The organism is Lentzea roselyniae (assembly GCF_039537795.1).
Lineage (GTDB): Bacteria > Actinomycetota > Actinomycetes > Mycobacteriales > Pseudonocardiaceae > Lentzea > Lentzea atacamensis.
In genome coordinates this window covers 364,054-377,900 of the sequence record NZ_BAABBE010000006.1, presented here as the reverse complement: position 1 = coordinate 377,900, position 13,847 = coordinate 364,054, and the positions used below count along the sequence as shown (strand labels likewise).

General features: G+C 67.9%; 16 protein-coding genes and 3 tRNA genes. 4 read left to right on the top strand and 15 right to left on the bottom strand.

Features of this window, described 5'->3' with window-relative positions; translation table 11 throughout:
* Nucleotides 1-243 precede the first annotated feature (243 nt).
* Nucleotides 244-630: a 50S ribosomal protein L7/L12 gene (rplL, locus tag ABFX45_RS13970; protein WP_109628828.1), complete on the bottom strand. Its 387-nt coding sequence runs from the start codon at nucleotides 628-630 to the stop codon at nucleotides 244-246.
* A 56-nt stretch (nucleotides 631-686) separates the two neighbouring features.
* Nucleotides 687-1,241: a 50S ribosomal protein L10 gene (rplJ, locus tag ABFX45_RS13965; protein WP_109628830.1), complete on the bottom strand. Its 555-nt coding sequence runs from the start codon at nucleotides 1,239-1,241 to the stop codon at nucleotides 687-689.
* Between the two features lie 242 nt (nucleotides 1,242-1,483).
* Here rplJ and ABFX45_RS13960 point away from each other — a divergent pair, with 242 nt between their 5' ends.
* Nucleotides 1,484-2,206 carry a hypothetical protein gene (locus ABFX45_RS13960; protein ID WP_346130122.1) on the top strand — a complete coding sequence of 241 codons (723 nt, stop codon included), beginning with the start codon at nucleotides 1,484-1,486 and terminating at the stop codon, nucleotides 2,204-2,206.
* Nucleotides 2,207-2,222: 16 nt separating this feature from the next.
* Complete coding sequence (locus tag ABFX45_RS13955) at nucleotides 2,223-2,987, top strand: methyltransferase domain-containing protein (protein ID WP_346130120.1); 765 nt, start codon at nucleotides 2,223-2,225, stop codon at nucleotides 2,985-2,987.
* Here ABFX45_RS13955 and ABFX45_RS13950 read toward each other — a convergent pair.
* The gene (locus ABFX45_RS13950; RefSeq protein WP_346130118.1) at nucleotides 2,967-3,839 is read right to left on the bottom strand and encodes an NAD(P)-dependent oxidoreductase; all 873 of its coding nucleotides are present in this window, start codon (nucleotides 3,837-3,839) and stop codon (nucleotides 2,967-2,969) included. The genes ABFX45_RS13955 and ABFX45_RS13950 overlap by 21 nt on opposite strands.
* An 84-nt stretch (nucleotides 3,840-3,923) precedes the next feature.
* Here ABFX45_RS13950 and ABFX45_RS13945 point away from each other — a divergent pair, with 84 nt between their 5' ends.
* A complete protein-coding gene (locus ABFX45_RS13945; protein WP_109628838.1) occupies nucleotides 3,924-4,898 on the top strand; it encodes a GlxA family transcriptional regulator in 975 nt (324 codons plus the stop codon).
* A gap of 58 nt (nucleotides 4,899-4,956) precedes the next feature.
* Here ABFX45_RS13945 and rplA read toward each other — a convergent pair whose 3' ends face one another.
* The 12 genes from rplA to ABFX45_RS13885 form a co-directional block, all read right to left on the bottom strand.
* Nucleotides 4,957-5,667, bottom strand: a complete 711-nt coding sequence (gene rplA, locus ABFX45_RS13940; RefSeq protein WP_109628839.1) for a 50S ribosomal protein L1 — start codon at nucleotides 5,665-5,667, stop codon at nucleotides 4,957-4,959.
* Nucleotides 5,668-5,746: 79 nt separating this feature from the next.
* On the bottom strand, nucleotides 5,747-6,181 hold the full coding sequence (gene rplK, locus ABFX45_RS13935; protein WP_109628841.1) for a 50S ribosomal protein L11: 435 nt from the start codon (nucleotides 6,179-6,181) through the stop codon (nucleotides 5,747-5,749).
* Nucleotides 6,182-6,269: 88 nt separating this feature from the next.
* The gene (gene nusG / locus ABFX45_RS13930; RefSeq protein WP_109628844.1) at nucleotides 6,270-7,046 is read right to left on the bottom strand and encodes a transcription termination/antitermination protein NusG; all 777 of its coding nucleotides are present in this window, start codon (nucleotides 7,044-7,046) and stop codon (nucleotides 6,270-6,272) included.
* A gap of 40 nt (nucleotides 7,047-7,086) precedes the next feature.
* Nucleotides 7,087-7,500, bottom strand: coding sequence for a preprotein translocase subunit SecE (gene secE / locus ABFX45_RS13925; protein ID WP_170154677.1), 414 nt, complete (start codon nucleotides 7,498-7,500; stop codon nucleotides 7,087-7,089).
* A 34-nt stretch (nucleotides 7,501-7,534) separates the two neighbouring features.
* A tRNA-Trp gene (locus ABFX45_RS13920) sits at nucleotides 7,535-7,607 on the bottom strand.
* A 239-nt stretch (nucleotides 7,608-7,846) separates the two neighbouring features.
* A complete protein-coding gene (locus ABFX45_RS13915; protein WP_109628848.1) occupies nucleotides 7,847-8,266 on the bottom strand; it encodes a MaoC/PaaZ C-terminal domain-containing protein in 420 nt (139 codons plus the stop codon).
* Complete coding sequence (locus ABFX45_RS13910; RefSeq protein WP_109628850.1) at nucleotides 8,263-8,712, bottom strand: MaoC family dehydratase N-terminal domain-containing protein; 450 nt, start codon at nucleotides 8,710-8,712, stop codon at nucleotides 8,263-8,265. The genes ABFX45_RS13915 and ABFX45_RS13910 overlap by 4 nt, the downstream gene beginning before the upstream one ends.
* Before the next feature lie 71 nt (nucleotides 8,713-8,783).
* Nucleotides 8,784-8,948 carry a 50S ribosomal protein L33 gene (rpmG, locus tag ABFX45_RS13905; RefSeq protein ID WP_015105301.1) on the bottom strand — a complete coding sequence of 55 codons (165 nt, stop codon included), beginning with the start codon at nucleotides 8,946-8,948 and terminating at the stop codon, nucleotides 8,784-8,786.
* A gap of 218 nt (nucleotides 8,949-9,166) precedes the next feature.
* Nucleotides 9,167-9,239 (bottom strand) — tRNA-Met (locus tag ABFX45_RS13900).
* A 42-nt stretch (nucleotides 9,240-9,281) separates the two neighbouring features.
* Nucleotides 9,282-9,357: transfer RNA gene (locus tag ABFX45_RS13895), tRNA-Thr, on the bottom strand.
* Between the two features lie 74 nt (nucleotides 9,358-9,431).
* Nucleotides 9,432-12,038: a putative bifunctional diguanylate cyclase/phosphodiesterase gene (locus ABFX45_RS13890; RefSeq protein ID WP_109628853.1), complete on the bottom strand. Its 2,607-nt coding sequence runs from the start codon at nucleotides 12,036-12,038 to the stop codon at nucleotides 9,432-9,434.
* Nucleotides 12,039-12,196: 158 nt separating this feature from the next.
* The gene (locus ABFX45_RS13885) at nucleotides 12,197-12,949 is read right to left on the bottom strand and encodes a PhzF family phenazine biosynthesis protein (protein WP_346130112.1); all 753 of its coding nucleotides are present in this window, start codon (nucleotides 12,947-12,949) and stop codon (nucleotides 12,197-12,199) included.
* A 31-nt stretch (nucleotides 12,950-12,980) separates the two neighbouring features.
* Between ABFX45_RS13885 and ABFX45_RS13880 the strand changes: the two genes are divergently transcribed.
* Nucleotides 12,981-13,775, top strand: coding sequence for a GNAT family N-acetyltransferase (locus ABFX45_RS13880; protein ID WP_346130110.1), 795 nt, complete (start codon nucleotides 12,981-12,983; stop codon nucleotides 13,773-13,775).
* Nucleotides 13,776-13,847: the final 72 nt, after the last annotated feature.

The window sequence follows — 13,847 nt, the reverse complement described above, 5'->3', positions numbered from 1 at the left end:
CTACGCCTAGCCGGTCACACACGCATCGCCACCGGCCTGCGTCACACCAGCCGAGACTTCACCCGACCACTCACCCTGCTCGGAATCCACCCCTGACCAGCACCAACACGACTTTGCCGGAACCCTGGGGCGGAGCCCCAGGACCCCCAAAACACAAAAAACGGGCGTGCACCCCCGTTGAAAGGTGCACGCCCGTTTCAGGCACTACAAGGCACAAAGCGCCAGCCCCCAAAGGGGCCCAGATCACTTGAGGGTGATCTTGGCGCCAGCAGCCTCGAGCTTCTCCTTGGCGGCGTCGGCAACGTCCTTCGCCACGTTCTCGAGGAGCGGCTTCGGAGCGGCCTCGACCAGCTCCTTGGCCTCCTTCAGGCCCAGGCCCGAGACGACCTCACGGACGACCTTGATGACCTGGATCTTCTTGTCGCCAGCGGACTCGAGGACGACGGTGAACTCGTCCTTCTCCTCCTCGGCGGGGGCAGCCGGGCCGGCCGGGCCGGCGGCGGCAACGGCGACCGGAGCCGCGGCGGTGACCTCGAAGGTCTCCTCGAACTGCTTCACGAAAGCCGACAGCTCGAGGAGGGTCATCTCCTTGAACGCGTCGAGCAGCTCTTCGGTGCTGAGCTTCGCCATGATCGGCGGTCCTTTCTAGTCTCCCGCGCGAAAGCGTCGGGCGTGTCTTCGGGTGATCAGCTTTCGGCGGGAGCGTCGGCCTCGGCGGCGGGAGCCGCGTCAGCCTTCTTCTCCTGCAGGGCAGCAGCCAGGCGAGCGACCTGGGAAGCCGGGGCGTTGAACAGACCCGCGGCCTTGGCCAGGTTGCCCTTCATCGCGCCCGCGAGCTTCGCGAGCAGCACCTCACGGCTTTCGAGGTCCGCGATAGCGGTGACCTCGTCGACCGAGAGCGGACGGCCATCCATGTAGCCGCCCTTGATGACCAGGGCCTTGTTGTCCTTCGCGAAGTCGCGGATCGCCTTGGCGGCGTCGACGGGCTCGCCCTCGACGAACGCGATGGCGGTCGGACCGGCCAGAAGGGCCTCGAGGCCCTCGATGCCGGCGTCCGCAGCGGCCAGCTTGACCAGCGTGTTCTTCGCGACGGTGTACTTGGTGCCCGCGCCGAGAGCGCGACGCAGCGTGGTGAGCTGCGCCATGGAGAGGCCACGGTACTCGGTGACAACCGCTGCCGAGCTGCTGCGGAACTGGTCCGCGAGCTCAGCGACCGCCGTAACCTTGCTGGGCTTCGCCATGATCGCCTCCTCTCTGGGCTGGGTTAGACCGCCAGCCGAGAAGGCTCCGAAACAACAAAAACGCCCTCGCGCACAGCAGCACGGGGCGTAACAAGAAGCTAGCCTCGTCCTCCCTGCGCGGGCCGCCCGTGTTGCAACGGGGCCTTCGTTCTCCTCGCGGAGAAAACCAGCGGTCTTCGGTAGAACCGCAGTAGAGACTACGCGAGTCGTGTCCGCCGATCCAAATCGGCATGATGTGACCTGTGACCGACGAGCCCGGCAAGGACCTCGCGCCCCGCCAGCCGCAGCCTCCCGCTCCCCAGATCCCGCAGCCTCCAGAGCCGCCGATCGACCCGGAGCAGCTGCGGCAGTTCCAGGAGTTCCAGCGCTTCCAGGAGTACCAGCGCTACCAGGAGGCCACGGGCCAGGCGCCCCAGCCGCCGAAGCCGCAGGGCAAGCGCTGGTGGCTCGTCGTGCTCGGCAGCCGGATCTTCTGGCGCGCGTTGACGTTCCTGTTCATCGTCATCGCCGCCCTCTGGGCCTACAACCACTACTTCGGCACGGACGACCCCGGCGACATCGCCCAGGACAGCGGCGGCGTCACCGGCCCGGCCCAGGGCCTCTCCGCGCCCGCCGGGCTCCAGGGCACGGTCGGCATGTTCTACAAGCACGTCTCGTTCGCCGACACGACCCGCGCCTGCACGCTCTTCCTGCGTGACGACGTCCGTCAGAAGTTCGCCAACGCCTACGGCGCAAGCGATTGCGCGGCAGCCGTCAAAACCCTCAAGGCCCAGGTCACCAGCGTGGACAAGTACCAGCAGGTCATGTTCCCGCCGGACATGCTCAAGACCCCGGCCACCACCAAGGTCACCATCGACTCCTGCGCCCTGACCGTCGAGGGCGGCCCTCGCCTGGGCACCTTCGTCGTGGAGAAGGTCAACGCAGGCTGGGTCATCACCGACTGGTCCCCCAGCGCCTGTGGTTGATCGGGGTGCATGGCAAATGCGCTGGGGGGTGCCGAGTCCTGACAAGGTCGCGTACATGGCGGACGTCGCCGCGGCGGCCGGTGACTACAAGCGGCAACTGCTGGATCTGCTCGAACTGGAACCCGGCCTGACCGTCCTCGACCTGGGCTGCGGCCCCGGCGAGGACGTCCCGGCCATGGCGGACGCGGTGACGACGTCCGGCCGCGTCGTCGGTGTCGACATCGACCCGAAGATGGTGGAGGCCGCGACCAGCCGGTTCCACGACCACCCGCACGTCGAGATACGCCTCGGCGACGGCCTCGCGCTCTCGTTCGAGGACGCCACCTTCGACCGGGCGCGGATGGACCGGGCGCTGCAGCACGTCGCGGACCCCGCCACCGTGCTCACGGAACTGCACCGCGTCCTCAAGCCGGGCGGCTTGCTGCGCATCGGCGAACCGGACTGGGACTCGCTGGTCGTCGACGGCGACCTGGAGATGAACCGCGCCTTCAACCGCTTCGTCTGCTCGACGATGGTCCGCAACGCCACCATCGGCCGGCAGCTCGCACGCCTGGCCCACAGCGCGGGCTTCGAGGTCCAGGCCGTGCACACCGTGTCGCCCGTGTTCCACGACTTCGCCTTGGCGGACAACATCTTCGCTCTCACCCGCAACACGGAACGAGCGATCAGGGCGGGTGCGATCGAACGCGCGGACGGTGAACGGTGGCTCGCCGAGCTCCAGCAGGGCGACTTCCTGGCCGCACCGCTGATGTTCCTGCTGTCAGCCCGCAAGCCGCTGTGACGCAACACCCCTGAACGACTCGACGGCGCGGGCGAGGCTCTCCTCGCCGTGCCCGTCGGCGACCTGCCGGTCAACCAGCGCCTTGAGCTCGTCGAGCGCGGCGAAGGGCACGCCCTGAGTCTCTGCGGCCCGGATGAGCATGGCCAACCCGGACTGGTTCATGGCGAGGCTCGACTCGCCGCCGGCGTAGTTCCCGTTGTCGATCTCCTCGGCGAACGTGACCAGCGCCGGGTGCATGTCCGTCAGCCAGGACAACATCATCGGGGTGAGCTCGGCAGCCTTGATGCCACCTGCCCGCGCCAGCGCCGCCGCGTGCAGGAAGCCGCCGATCAGCCCGTACATCCCGGAGAGGATCGCCACGTCGTACCCGGAGGCGCGGCCGGCGTCCTCACCCAGGAACGTGACCTTCCCGAGCAGCGCCAACTGCTTCTGCCAGCGTTCGTGCACCGCCGGGGAACCGCTGTAGTTGATGGAGGACTCGGCGGTGCCGATCGTCTGGGGCACCGCGTACACCGCGCCGTGCAGGTACTTCGCACCGTTGTCCTCCGCCCAGCGGGCCAGTTCGCGCGCCTCGTCGGGAGTGCCTGAGGTGAGGTTCACCAGCGCTCGTCCACGCATGTCCACACCGCGCAGAACCTGTTGTGCCACTTGGTTGTCGAGCACGGCGACGACCACGAGGTCGCCGTCGGCCACCGCTTCGGCCGGTGTGGCCGCGACGGTCGCGGCGAGGCCAGAAGCCTTTGCGGCAGAACGGTTCCAGACCGTGGTGGAATGCCCCTGGCGCAGGAAGGTCTCCGCCAGCGCGCGTCCGAGGTTGCCGAGGCCGAGGACGGTGATCGCTTCAGATGTCATGCCTCCAGCTTCGCCGCGAGTGATCAACTCAACCAGTGACCGGAATGACCACCTTCACCAAATTCCTGCCATAGGCTGGATCTCATGAGCGCCGGATCTGTCGCCCTGATCGTTCCCACCGACTTCGGCGTGGCCGACCTCTACGAACTGGGCATCCCCGCCGCGGTGTTCGGCACGCCGCAACCGGACCTCGCCGACCCCTGGTACGAGCTGTGGCTGTGCGGAACCGGGAGCGACACACGAGGTACGGGCCCAGGGTTCACCCTGCACACCACACACGGCCTGGATGACGTCGTGAACGCGGACACCGTCTTCGTGTCATGGGTGCCGGAGGAGGTCATCGAGGGCAACGCGCCAGTTCCACCCGAACTGGTCGCAGCCCTGCGCAAGGCCCACGACAACGGCGCGCGCATCGTCTCGCAGTGCGTCGGCGCCTACGCTCTGGCCGAAGCCGGCCTCCTGGACGGACGCAGGGCGACCGCGCACTGGATGCACACCGCCCTGCTGGCAGAGCGTTACCCGAAGATCCAGGTCGACGACTCGGTCCTCTACGTCGACGAGGGTGACGTGCTGACCAGCGCGGGCATGACGGCGGGACTCGACCTCTGCCTGCACCTGGTGCGCCGCGACCTCGGCGCTCACGTCGCCAACCAGCTGGCGCGCCGGATGATCGTGCCGGGACACCGTCCCGGCGGCCGCAGCCAGGTCATCGACCTCTCGGTCCCGCCGAACGACCACCAGAGCCTGGAATCGGTGCTCGACTGGGCCCGCGCCCGCCTGGACGAGCCGCTGACGATCGAGGACCTCGCCCGCAGAGCCGCCATGAGTCCGCGAACCTTCTACCGCCGGCTGCACGCCACCACCGGCACGACGCCGTTGCAGTGGCTGCTCAACGAACGCATCGCGCGAGCGCAGGCGCTGCTGGAGTCCACCGGTCTGTCCGTGGAGAAGATCGCGGGACTGAGCGGCATCGGCACGGCGAACAACCTCCGTCACCACTTCCTCAAGCACGTCGGGGTCTCGCCCAGCGACTACCGGCAGGCGTTTTCCCGGCGCTGAACAGCAGAAGGGCCCCCGGCGAACCGGGGGCCCTTCTCAGCTAGCCAGAACCGGAGGCTCAGGCCTCGTCCACCAGCATGTTGCGGGTGCGGTTCGGGTCGACCGGGATGCCGGGGCCCATCGTCGTGGAGACGGTGACCTTCTTGACGTACCGGCCCTTGGCCGCGGACGGCTTGGCGCGGAGCACCTCGTCCAGCGCGGCCGCGTAGTTCTCGACCAGCTTCTCGGGGTCGAACGACACCTTGCCGATGACGAAGTGCAGGTTGGCCTGCTTGTCAACGCGGAAGTTGATCTTACCGCCCTTGATGTCGTTCACCGCCTTCGCAACCTCGGGGGTCACGGTGCCGGTCTTGGGGTTCGGCATCAGGCCACGCGGGCCCAGGATGCGGGCGATGCGGCCGACCTTCGCCATCTGGTCGGGGGTCGCGATCGCGGCGTCGAAGTCGAGCCAGCCACCCTGGATGCGCTCGATCAGGTCCTCGGAGCCAACGGCGTCCGCACCGGCGGCCTCGGCCTCAGCGGCCTTGTCACCGGTTGCGAAGACGATCACGCGGGCGGTCTTGCCCGTACCGTGCGGCAGGTTCACGGTGCCGCGGACCATCTGGTCGGCCTTGCGAGGGTCGACGCCGAGGCGGATTGCAACCTCGACGGTGGCGTCCAGCTTCACCTTGGACGTTTCCTTGGCGAGCTTGGCGGCCTCCAGCGGCGAGTACAGCCGCTCCCGGTCCACCAGCTCGGCGGCGGCCTTGTAGGCCTTGCTGCGCTTCATAACTTCTGTCCTAACCGTGGATCAGTTCGTGGTGAATGAGCCGCGCTCGGCTCTCCCACGCTTGCTAAAGAGGGTGTGATCAGCCTTCGACCGTGATGCCCATGGAGCGGGCGGTGCCGGCGATGATCTTCGCGGCCTGGTCGACGTCGTTCGCGTTCAGGTCGACCATCTTGGTCTGGGCGATCTGGCGCACCTGCTCCATGGTCACCTTGGCGACCTTGACGCGGTGCGGCTCGCCCGAGCCCTTGTCGACACCAGCGGCGGCGAGCAGAAGGCGCGCGGCCGGCGGGGTCTTGAGCTTGAAGTCGAACGAACGGTCCTCGTACACGGAGATCTCAACCGGCACGACCTGACCGCGCTGCGACTCGGTCGCGGCGTTGTAGGCCTTGCAGAACTCCATGATGTTGACGCCGTGCTGACCCAGCGCGGGACCAACGGGCGGCGCCGGGTTGGCGGCACCAGCCTTGATCTGCAGCTTGATGATCGCTGACAGCTTCTTCTTCTTGGGTGGCATTGTCCGTACTTCCTGTTATTGCGGTGTCCGCGCGCGGCCCTGCCAGCCGCAGCGTGGCCGATCGACCCCCTCCCGAGGAGGGGATCGCTCAGATCTTGGAGACCTGGCTGAACGACAGCTCGACCGGCGTCTCCCGGCCGAAGATCGACACCAGGACCTTCAGCTTCTGGCCGTCCGCGTTGACCTCGCTGATCGTCGCGGGCAGCGTGGCGAACGGGCCATCCATGACGGTGACCGACTCGCCGACCTCGAAGTCGACCTCGATGGTCGGCTTCGGCGCGGCCGTGGAAGCGGCCTTCTTGCCCTCGGCCGGCTTCTGCTCCTGCTGCGGGAGCAGGAACTTCAGCACCTCGTCGATCGTGAGGGGCGAGGGCTTCGAGGTGGCTCCGACGAACCCGGTCACGCCCGGCGTGTTGCGGACGGCGCTCCAGGACGCGTCGGTGAGCTCCATGCGGACCAGGATGTAGCCGGGCAGCACCTTGCGCTGCACCAGCTTGCGCTGGCCGTTCTTGATCTCGGTGACCTCTTCGGTCGGCACCTCGACCTGGAAGATGTAGTCCTCCATGTCGAGCGTGTGGATACGAGTCTCGAGGTTCGCCTTGACCTTGTTCTCGTAACCGGCGTACGAGTGCACGACGTACCAGTCGCCGGGCGCGTGGCGCAGGGCCTGACGCAGCTCTTCGGCGGGGTCGGCGATCTCTTCGTCGATCGGCGTCTCGTCGATCGCGAGAACGTCGACGTCCTCGGACTCGGCGGCCTCGGTGTCCTCCGACTCGACCGTCTCGTCGACCGCGGTGTCCTCGGACACCTCGTCGTCGGTGAGGTCGGTCAGCTCCTGGGCGTCGACGCCGTTATCGGAGGTCACTGTGGATCTCGCTTCCTGATTGCAGCGGCAGCTGTCCGGCTCAGCCGAACAGCTCGAAAACAGCCGCGCCGAAGCCGAGGTCGAGAGCCCACACCATCGCGGTCATCAAGATCACGAAGACCAGCACGACACCGGTGTACGTGACGAGCTGCTTGCGCGTCGGCCAGATCACCTTGCGGAGTTCGCCGATGACCTCGCGGATGTAGCGGAAGCCCCGCCCGATCAGCGAGGGACGCTTCTCCTGTCCGTCACGGGCCTTCGTCGGGCGACCCTTCTTCGCGTCCTCGTCCGACTCGTCGGACTTGACGACGCTCTTCTTCGACTCAGCGCTGCTGCCGTCCTTGCGGGCGGCCGGGCGAGAGGAGGCACGACGTTCACGCCGCGCCGCAGCAGTGGACGGCCGGACAGCGCCTTCGCGCTCCTCCGGCTGGTCCTGCTCGCGGCCCTCGCTCATGCCGTCCTCCACTCCACCCATGACGCTTCGACAGCAGGGGCGACAGGACTTGAACCTGCAACCTGCGGTTTTGGAGACCGCTGCTCTGCCAGTTGAGCTACGCCCCTTCGGGATCCCGAGAGAGATCCCCTGGCCACAACATTGGAAGTGTACGGGAGCCTGCCCGGACCACTCCAACCAGACCGCCCAAGCATCTGTCGAGCGGCCTGTCGCACAGCCTACCCACACGAGTGCCGAGAACACGAATCAGGGTCGTGCAACTGCACAACGACCCGGCCCCGAATCCGGCGTGAGCACCGCAAACACCACCGGACCCCGACACCCGGCGGTGTGCTTGATCACATGATCAACCGACGCGCACGCGGGCGAAGGCGCCCGTCAACACCGACTTGCCGTCAAAACTCGCGTTGATGTTGACCTTCACAGTTCCGTCTTCGAGCTCCTTGGTGACCTTCGCGGTCACCTCGACCAGCGCACCCTCGTCGTCGTTGGGCACCACGACCGGCCGGCCGAACCGGCAGCCGTACTCGACGATCGCGCCGGGGTCGCCGATCCACTCGGCGACGATCCGCGACGCCACGGCCATGGTGAGCATGCCGTGCGCGATGACGTCCGGGAGGCCGACGTCCTTCGCGGTCTTCTCGTTCCAGTGGATCGGGTTGAAGTCCAGCGAGGCGCCCGCGTAGCGCACCAGATCGGCGCGCGTGAGACGCACGGACAGCGGCGGCAGCTCGGTACCGACTTCGGTGACGATCGTCGGGCTCACGCGTCTTCTCCCCTCACGACGAGCATCGACTTGGCGGTCGTGACGGGCTCGCCCTCGACGGTGCTGATCTCGGTCCGCACGGTGATCATGTCGTTGCCCATGCGGGAGGTGATGGCGTCGATGTGCGCCACGCTCACGAGCTGGTCGCCCGCGGTGATGGGGCGGTGGTGGGTGAAGTTCTGGTCGCCGTGCACGACGCGGCTGTAGTCGAGCTTCAGCTCGGGGTCGAACATGACCGTCTCGTTCGTCTTCATCGCCACCACGATCGCGAACGTCGGCGGCGCGATGACGTCCCCGTGCCCCAGCGCCTTCGCGGCTTCGGCGTCGCGGTAGGCCGGGCTGGTGGCGCCGATGGCGTCGGCGAACTCGCGGATCTTCTCGCGGCTCACGTCGTAGGGCTGCGACGGCGGATAGCTGCGTCCGATGAAGGAGGGGTCAAGAGGCACCCGAAGAGCCTATATGCGACGAGGCCCGCCCCAGGTGTGGGACGGGCCTCGTGCGAAAGCTCGCTACGCGCTCAGCGGGTTTCCTTGTGCGCGCGGTGCGTCTTGCAGTTCGGGCAGAACTTCTTGATCTCCAGGCGGTCCGGGTCGTTGCGCCGGTTCTTCCTGGTGATGTAGTTCCGGTGCTTGCACTCCTCGCACGCGAGGGTGATCTTCGGGCGTACGTCGGTTGCAGCCACGGTCCTTGCCTTCCTGAGAGCACATGGACCCCGAGAACCCAGTACGGGCTTACCGCCTGGCGGGGGTGGGCAACGAACTTGCTGCCCGATTCCTGATCCCCCGGGTCAACCTGCTCACCGAGCGCGAGGCCGGGGGTCTGGGGGCGCAGCCCCCAGGGAATGTTACTGCGGAGTGAGAAGGGCTGGCGCTCTCCGCCAGCACACCTCACCCACTCACGTAGCGGTGGCCGGACTTGAACCGGCGACACAGCGATTATGAGCCGCTTGCTCTACCAACTGAGCTACACCGCTTTAACACACCACAGCCGCGATGCTCAGCACCGCGGCCAGTAGTGGAGCCCCTTTACGGAATCGAACCGTAGACCTTCTCCTTACCATGGAGACGCTCTGCCGACTGAGCTAAAGGGGCTTGCTCTTTCGTTCTTGCCGAGCGAGGAGAACTCTACAACATCCCTTGGCGAAGAACGAAATCAGGGGGTGCCTCTAGTGCACCAGCGTGAGCACCGTCTCATCGCGGGCACCCCTGACCTGCACCGTTCGTGCGCGCAGCCACGCCTCGAAGCGGTCCTCGGACAGGGGACGCGAGATCAGGTAGCCCTGAGCCACGTCGCAGCCCATCCCGACCAACTGGTCGCGAGCCGCGTCGTCCTCAACGCCCTCCGCCACAACGACGAGACCGAGCGAGTGCCCGAGCTCCACGATCGACCGGACCACGGCCATGTCGCCCAGATCCGTGCCCATCCCGAGCACGAACGACTTGTCGATCTTCACCTCGTCCACCGGCAGCTGCCGCAAGTACGCCAGTGACGAGTAGCCGGTGCCGAAGTCGTCGACCGCCAGCACGACACCGATCGCGTGCAGGCGCCGCAGCACCGGCAGAGCGCGCTCGGGATCGGCCATGACGCCCGACTCGGTGAGCTCGAAGGTCAGCAGGCCCGAGGGCACGTCGTGGCGCGCGAGGGCGTCCGCCACGCGGTTCGGGAAGTCCTCGTCGGCGAGCGTCCGCACGGACAGGTTCACCGCGATGGACATCCGCAGCCCGCGGTCGAGCCAGCGCCGCACCCGTTCGAGCGCGCGGTCCATCACGAAGTCCGTCAGCACGTCCACGAGACCGGTGGCCTCGACGGCCGGCACGAACTCGTCCGGGTCGACGCGGCCGAACTCCGGATGCGTCCAGCGCACCAGGGCTTCCGCGCCCACGACCTGACGCGACGGCAGGGCGACCTTCGGCTGGTAGTGCACCGAGATCTGGCCGGTCTCGACAGCCTGGCGGAACTGCGTCACGAGCTGGAAGCGGCGCAGGAAGATCTGGCCCATGCTCGGCGCGTAGGCCTTGACCGGTGTGCCTTCCGACGTCGCGCGCACGGCGACGTCCGCCCGCTGCAGCAACGCGTCCGGGTCCGGGTCCTCGGTCTCGGAGTCCGCCTTGGACGCGTAACCGACGACCGCGGAAGCCTCGACCGTGAGCCGATCGACGGGGTACGGCACGGAAAGGCCAGCCCGCAGCTTCTCCGCCGTCTCGTGCGCGGTGGCGGCACGCGCGTCGTCGAGGTACGCCGCGAAAGCGCCACCCTCCAACCGCGCCAGCGGCACGTCCGCGCCGAGAGCGTCACGCAGCCGGCGTCCGGCGGCGACGACCATCCGATTGCCCCAGGCCTGGCCCAGCGCATCGGACACGGTCGACAAGATGTCGAGGTCGATCCGCAGCACCACTCCGCTCTGGGAGTCGCGCAACGGCTCCGCGCACGCCTCGCGGAAGCCCGGCCGGTTCAGCAGGCCGGTCAGCGGGTCGTGGTAGGCGTCGTGCCGCAACCGGGCCAGCAGGCGCCGGTTGTCGACGGCCGTCGCGAGGTGTGAGGCCAGCGTCCGCAACAGCTGGATGTCCGCCTTGCCGAAGCCGCGCCAGCGGGACAGCCGGTCGTGCGCCTCGACGGCGCCGAGCAGTTGAGTGGCGCCGCGCAAGGGGACGACGAGCGCCTCCTGCGCGTCGCGGCGCAGCAGGGCCTCGGTGACGTCCTCGGTCGCGTCGGCCACGCGGTAGTAGCGGACGTGCGTGCCGGGAAGCTGCAGGATCGGGTCCTCACGCACGGCCCGCGGGTCGGTCGCCGTCATCTCGTCCGGCAGCGGTTCGCCGGCGACGAGGGTGATCATGGCTTCCTGCGGGTCGGTGCGCAGGCGCAGCACGACGCGGTTGGCGTTGAGCTGCTCGCGGATGCGTTCCGCGATCTGCTGCCACTCGTCCTCTTCGACGCCCGTCGTCAGGTCGTCGTCCGGCTGGCGCGGGCCGGTGCCGTGCTGTCCCGATCTCGCGACACGGAGGCTGACCTCGCTCAACGCTTCGAGGTCGCGCTGCTCGCGCAACAGTCCGGAGTAGGCGAGGTAGGTGGCCACGATGCCCGCGAGCACCAGGATGATCAGGACGCCGCCCCACGCGGTGGTGGCGACGATCTGGTAGCCGACGAGGCCGGCCGAGGTGTTCAGCAGCGCCACGACCAGCGTCTGCAGCACGAGACGGACGCTGTTGCCGACGCGCATCGACTTGCCCATGAGCCGCAACGCGCAGAGGCCCAGCACGCTCGCGAGCAGCGGCACGGTGATCGTGCCGACGAACGCGCCCGCCCAGAACGGCCCGCCCTCGCCGATCATCCGTTTCACGGCTTCCGCGGCGGCGAACGCGACGGAGATCTCCATGAACATGAGGCCCGCGTTGTAGACGGCGCGGTCCAGGATCCGCCTGCCGAGCAACGTGCCCACACCGGCGACCACGTGCGCGGCGAGCACGACCTCGAACGGGGCCACCAAAAGCCCCAGCACCAGCGGAATCTCGGTGAAGGAGATCGTCCACGCGACGCCGCTGCGGACGTCCACGTTGATCGCGAGCTGCTCGGCCAGCAGGAAGCCGACGACGAGCAGCGGGCCGATCCAGAGGAGAGATGTGGTCTCTTTGTCCGGAAGCCAGGCCGCGACCATGCCCGCGCAGACGACGCCGGCCACCAGGAGGGTGACGGCGAACGCGCTGAACGCGCGGTTGGTCGACTTGGCCGACCAGGCGGCCGAGTCCGACACGGGGGCCGACGCTCGGTCGGACATCCAGCCTCCTCGTCGGCCTGGGGTGGGGGACCTCTAGGCGTGACTGAGGGGTCCCGCACTTGGCGATCAGGACCCCTCCAGGGGCACCAATGTACCCCGCTCGGGGGACGAAATGGCAGGTCGAGCACCCCTAGTGACGTCGATTCACCCAGACGTGGTTACACGCCCAGGTGCCCCCGAAGCACGGTCACGGCTTGCCCTGAGAGCAGTACGCGATCTTGGGCGAGGGTCGCCCTGACGACCCCTCCTCGCGGCGACGCCTGCTCCGCCAGCAGGTCAGCGCGCTGAAGCCGAGGCACCCAATAGGACGCCAGCGTGCAGTGGGCTGAACCGGTGACGGGGTCCTCCGGGATGCCGACGGCCGGATAAAAGCATCGGCTCACGACGTCCACATCGCCGTCTCCAGTGGCGGTAACGATTACACCGCGTGACGAAATCTGTGTCAGTCCTTGGACATCAGGTCGCAAGGAACGGACCTCGGCCGCGCTTTCCAACTCGATCAGGTAGTCGAAGCGCCCACGCGCCACGGACTTGATCGTCGCATGTGGCAGCGCTTCCGCTAGTCCGATTGGCGGGTCAATCAACTCTGGCGGGTCCGCCGGGAAGTCCATCCGGATCCACCCATCGTCTTTCACGCATGTGAGGACGCCGCTACGCGTGGTGAACTTCTGCTCCCCGCCCAGCACGTGGGCGGTGGCGAGAGTGGCGTGCCCGCAGAGGTCCACCTCGACCTCCGGCGTGAACCAGCGGAGGTGGTTGTCGGGGGTGACGAACGCCGTTTCGGCGTGCTTCATCTCGGCTGCGACGTTCTGCATCCAGGCGTCGTCCCTGGGTTCCGTCAGGAGCACGACGCCGGCCGGGTTGCCCGCGAAGGGCCGGTCGGTGAACGAATCCACTACGAAGATCTCCACCTGTCCGACCCTGCCATGTTCAGATGAGGCCGTGACCGAGATTTTCTCGTACCGCGAGGTGGCTGAGGACTCGCTGCTGCCGACCTGGTCAGCCCTGCGGGTGCACGGCCTGGACTGGCGGCCGGGCTGGGACCTGCCGGCGCTGCTCGACGAGTGGGAGACCCGGCTCACCGGCGTGGACGACCCGGACACCGCGGCGATCGTGACGCTGCCGAGCCACGAGACCGCCGACGCGCTTCCTCTGATCCGGCACGGTTTCGCGCCGTTGGTCGTGATCGCCGAACGACGCGCCGGTCATCCCGTTCCGCCACGGCGTCCGGACGTGCGAGTCCGTCCGGCGACGCACGCCGACCTGGACGTCGCGGTCGAGCTCAACCTCGAGACCATCAGGTACGACTCCGCGTTCGGCATGGTCTCCGAACGCCCGAACAGCGCTCAGCACCTGCGCACCGCACTGGCCGCCGTGCTGGACCGCCCCGCCGAGTCGATGTGGCTGGCGGTTCGCGGCGACACGCCCGTCGGCATGGTCTACGTCGACATGCCGGAGGACACGCTCTGGATCGAGCGGTACGCGACCGGCCGCCCGTTCGCGTATCTCGGGCATCTCGGCGTACGACCCGACGCCCGGCGCAGTGGAGCGGGCAGCGCGCTCGTGGCGCACGTGCACGCCGTTCTGGACCGCTCCGGGGTGGCATCGACGCTGCTCCACCACGCTTTGCCGAACCCGCGCTCTACGCCGTTCTGGTACTCGCACGGGTATCGGCCCGGCTGGACGCTCTGGGTCCGTCGCCCTGCTTTGCGCTCTTTCCCCGGCGTGTCTTCGTGACCCGAACGGCCTAGTGAGCCATGCTTGCCTCGTTCGCACAAGTGAAGAACCCAAACGACGCCGTACTTGTGG

Bases quoted from the DNA above. Each gene is read 5' to 3' on its own strand.
- ABFX45_RS13955 (WP_346130120.1), top strand. From the start codon at position 2,223: ATGCGCTGGGGGGTGCCGAGTCCTGACAAGGTCGCGTACATGGCGGAC.
- rplK (WP_109628841.1), bottom strand. From the start codon at position 6,181: ATGCCACCCAAGAAGAAGAAGCTGTCAGCGATCATCAAGCTGCAGATC.
- ABFX45_RS13945 (WP_109628838.1), top strand. From the start codon at position 3,924: ATGAGCGCCGGATCTGTCGCCCTGATCGTTCCCACCGACTTCGGCGTG.
- ABFX45_RS13890 (WP_109628853.1), bottom strand. From the start codon at position 12,038: ATGTCCGACCGAGCGTCGGCCCCCGTGTCGGACTCGGCCGCCTGGTCG.
- ABFX45_RS13950 (WP_346130118.1), bottom strand. From the start codon at position 3,839: ATGACATCTGAAGCGATCACCGTCCTCGGCCTCGGCAACCTCGGACGC.
- secE (WP_170154677.1), bottom strand. From the start codon at position 7,500: ATGAGCGAGGGCCGCGAGCAGGACCAGCCGGAGGAGCGCGAAGGCGCT.
- rplJ (WP_109628830.1), bottom strand. From the start codon at position 1,241: ATGGCGAAGCCCAGCAAGGTTACGGCGGTCGCTGAGCTCGCGGACCAG.
- rplL (WP_109628828.1), bottom strand. From the start codon at position 630: ATGGCGAAGCTCAGCACCGAAGAGCTGCTCGACGCGTTCAAGGAGATG.
- rplA (WP_109628839.1), bottom strand. From the start codon at position 5,667: ATGAAGCGCAGCAAGGCCTACAAGGCCGCCGCCGAGCTGGTGGACCGG.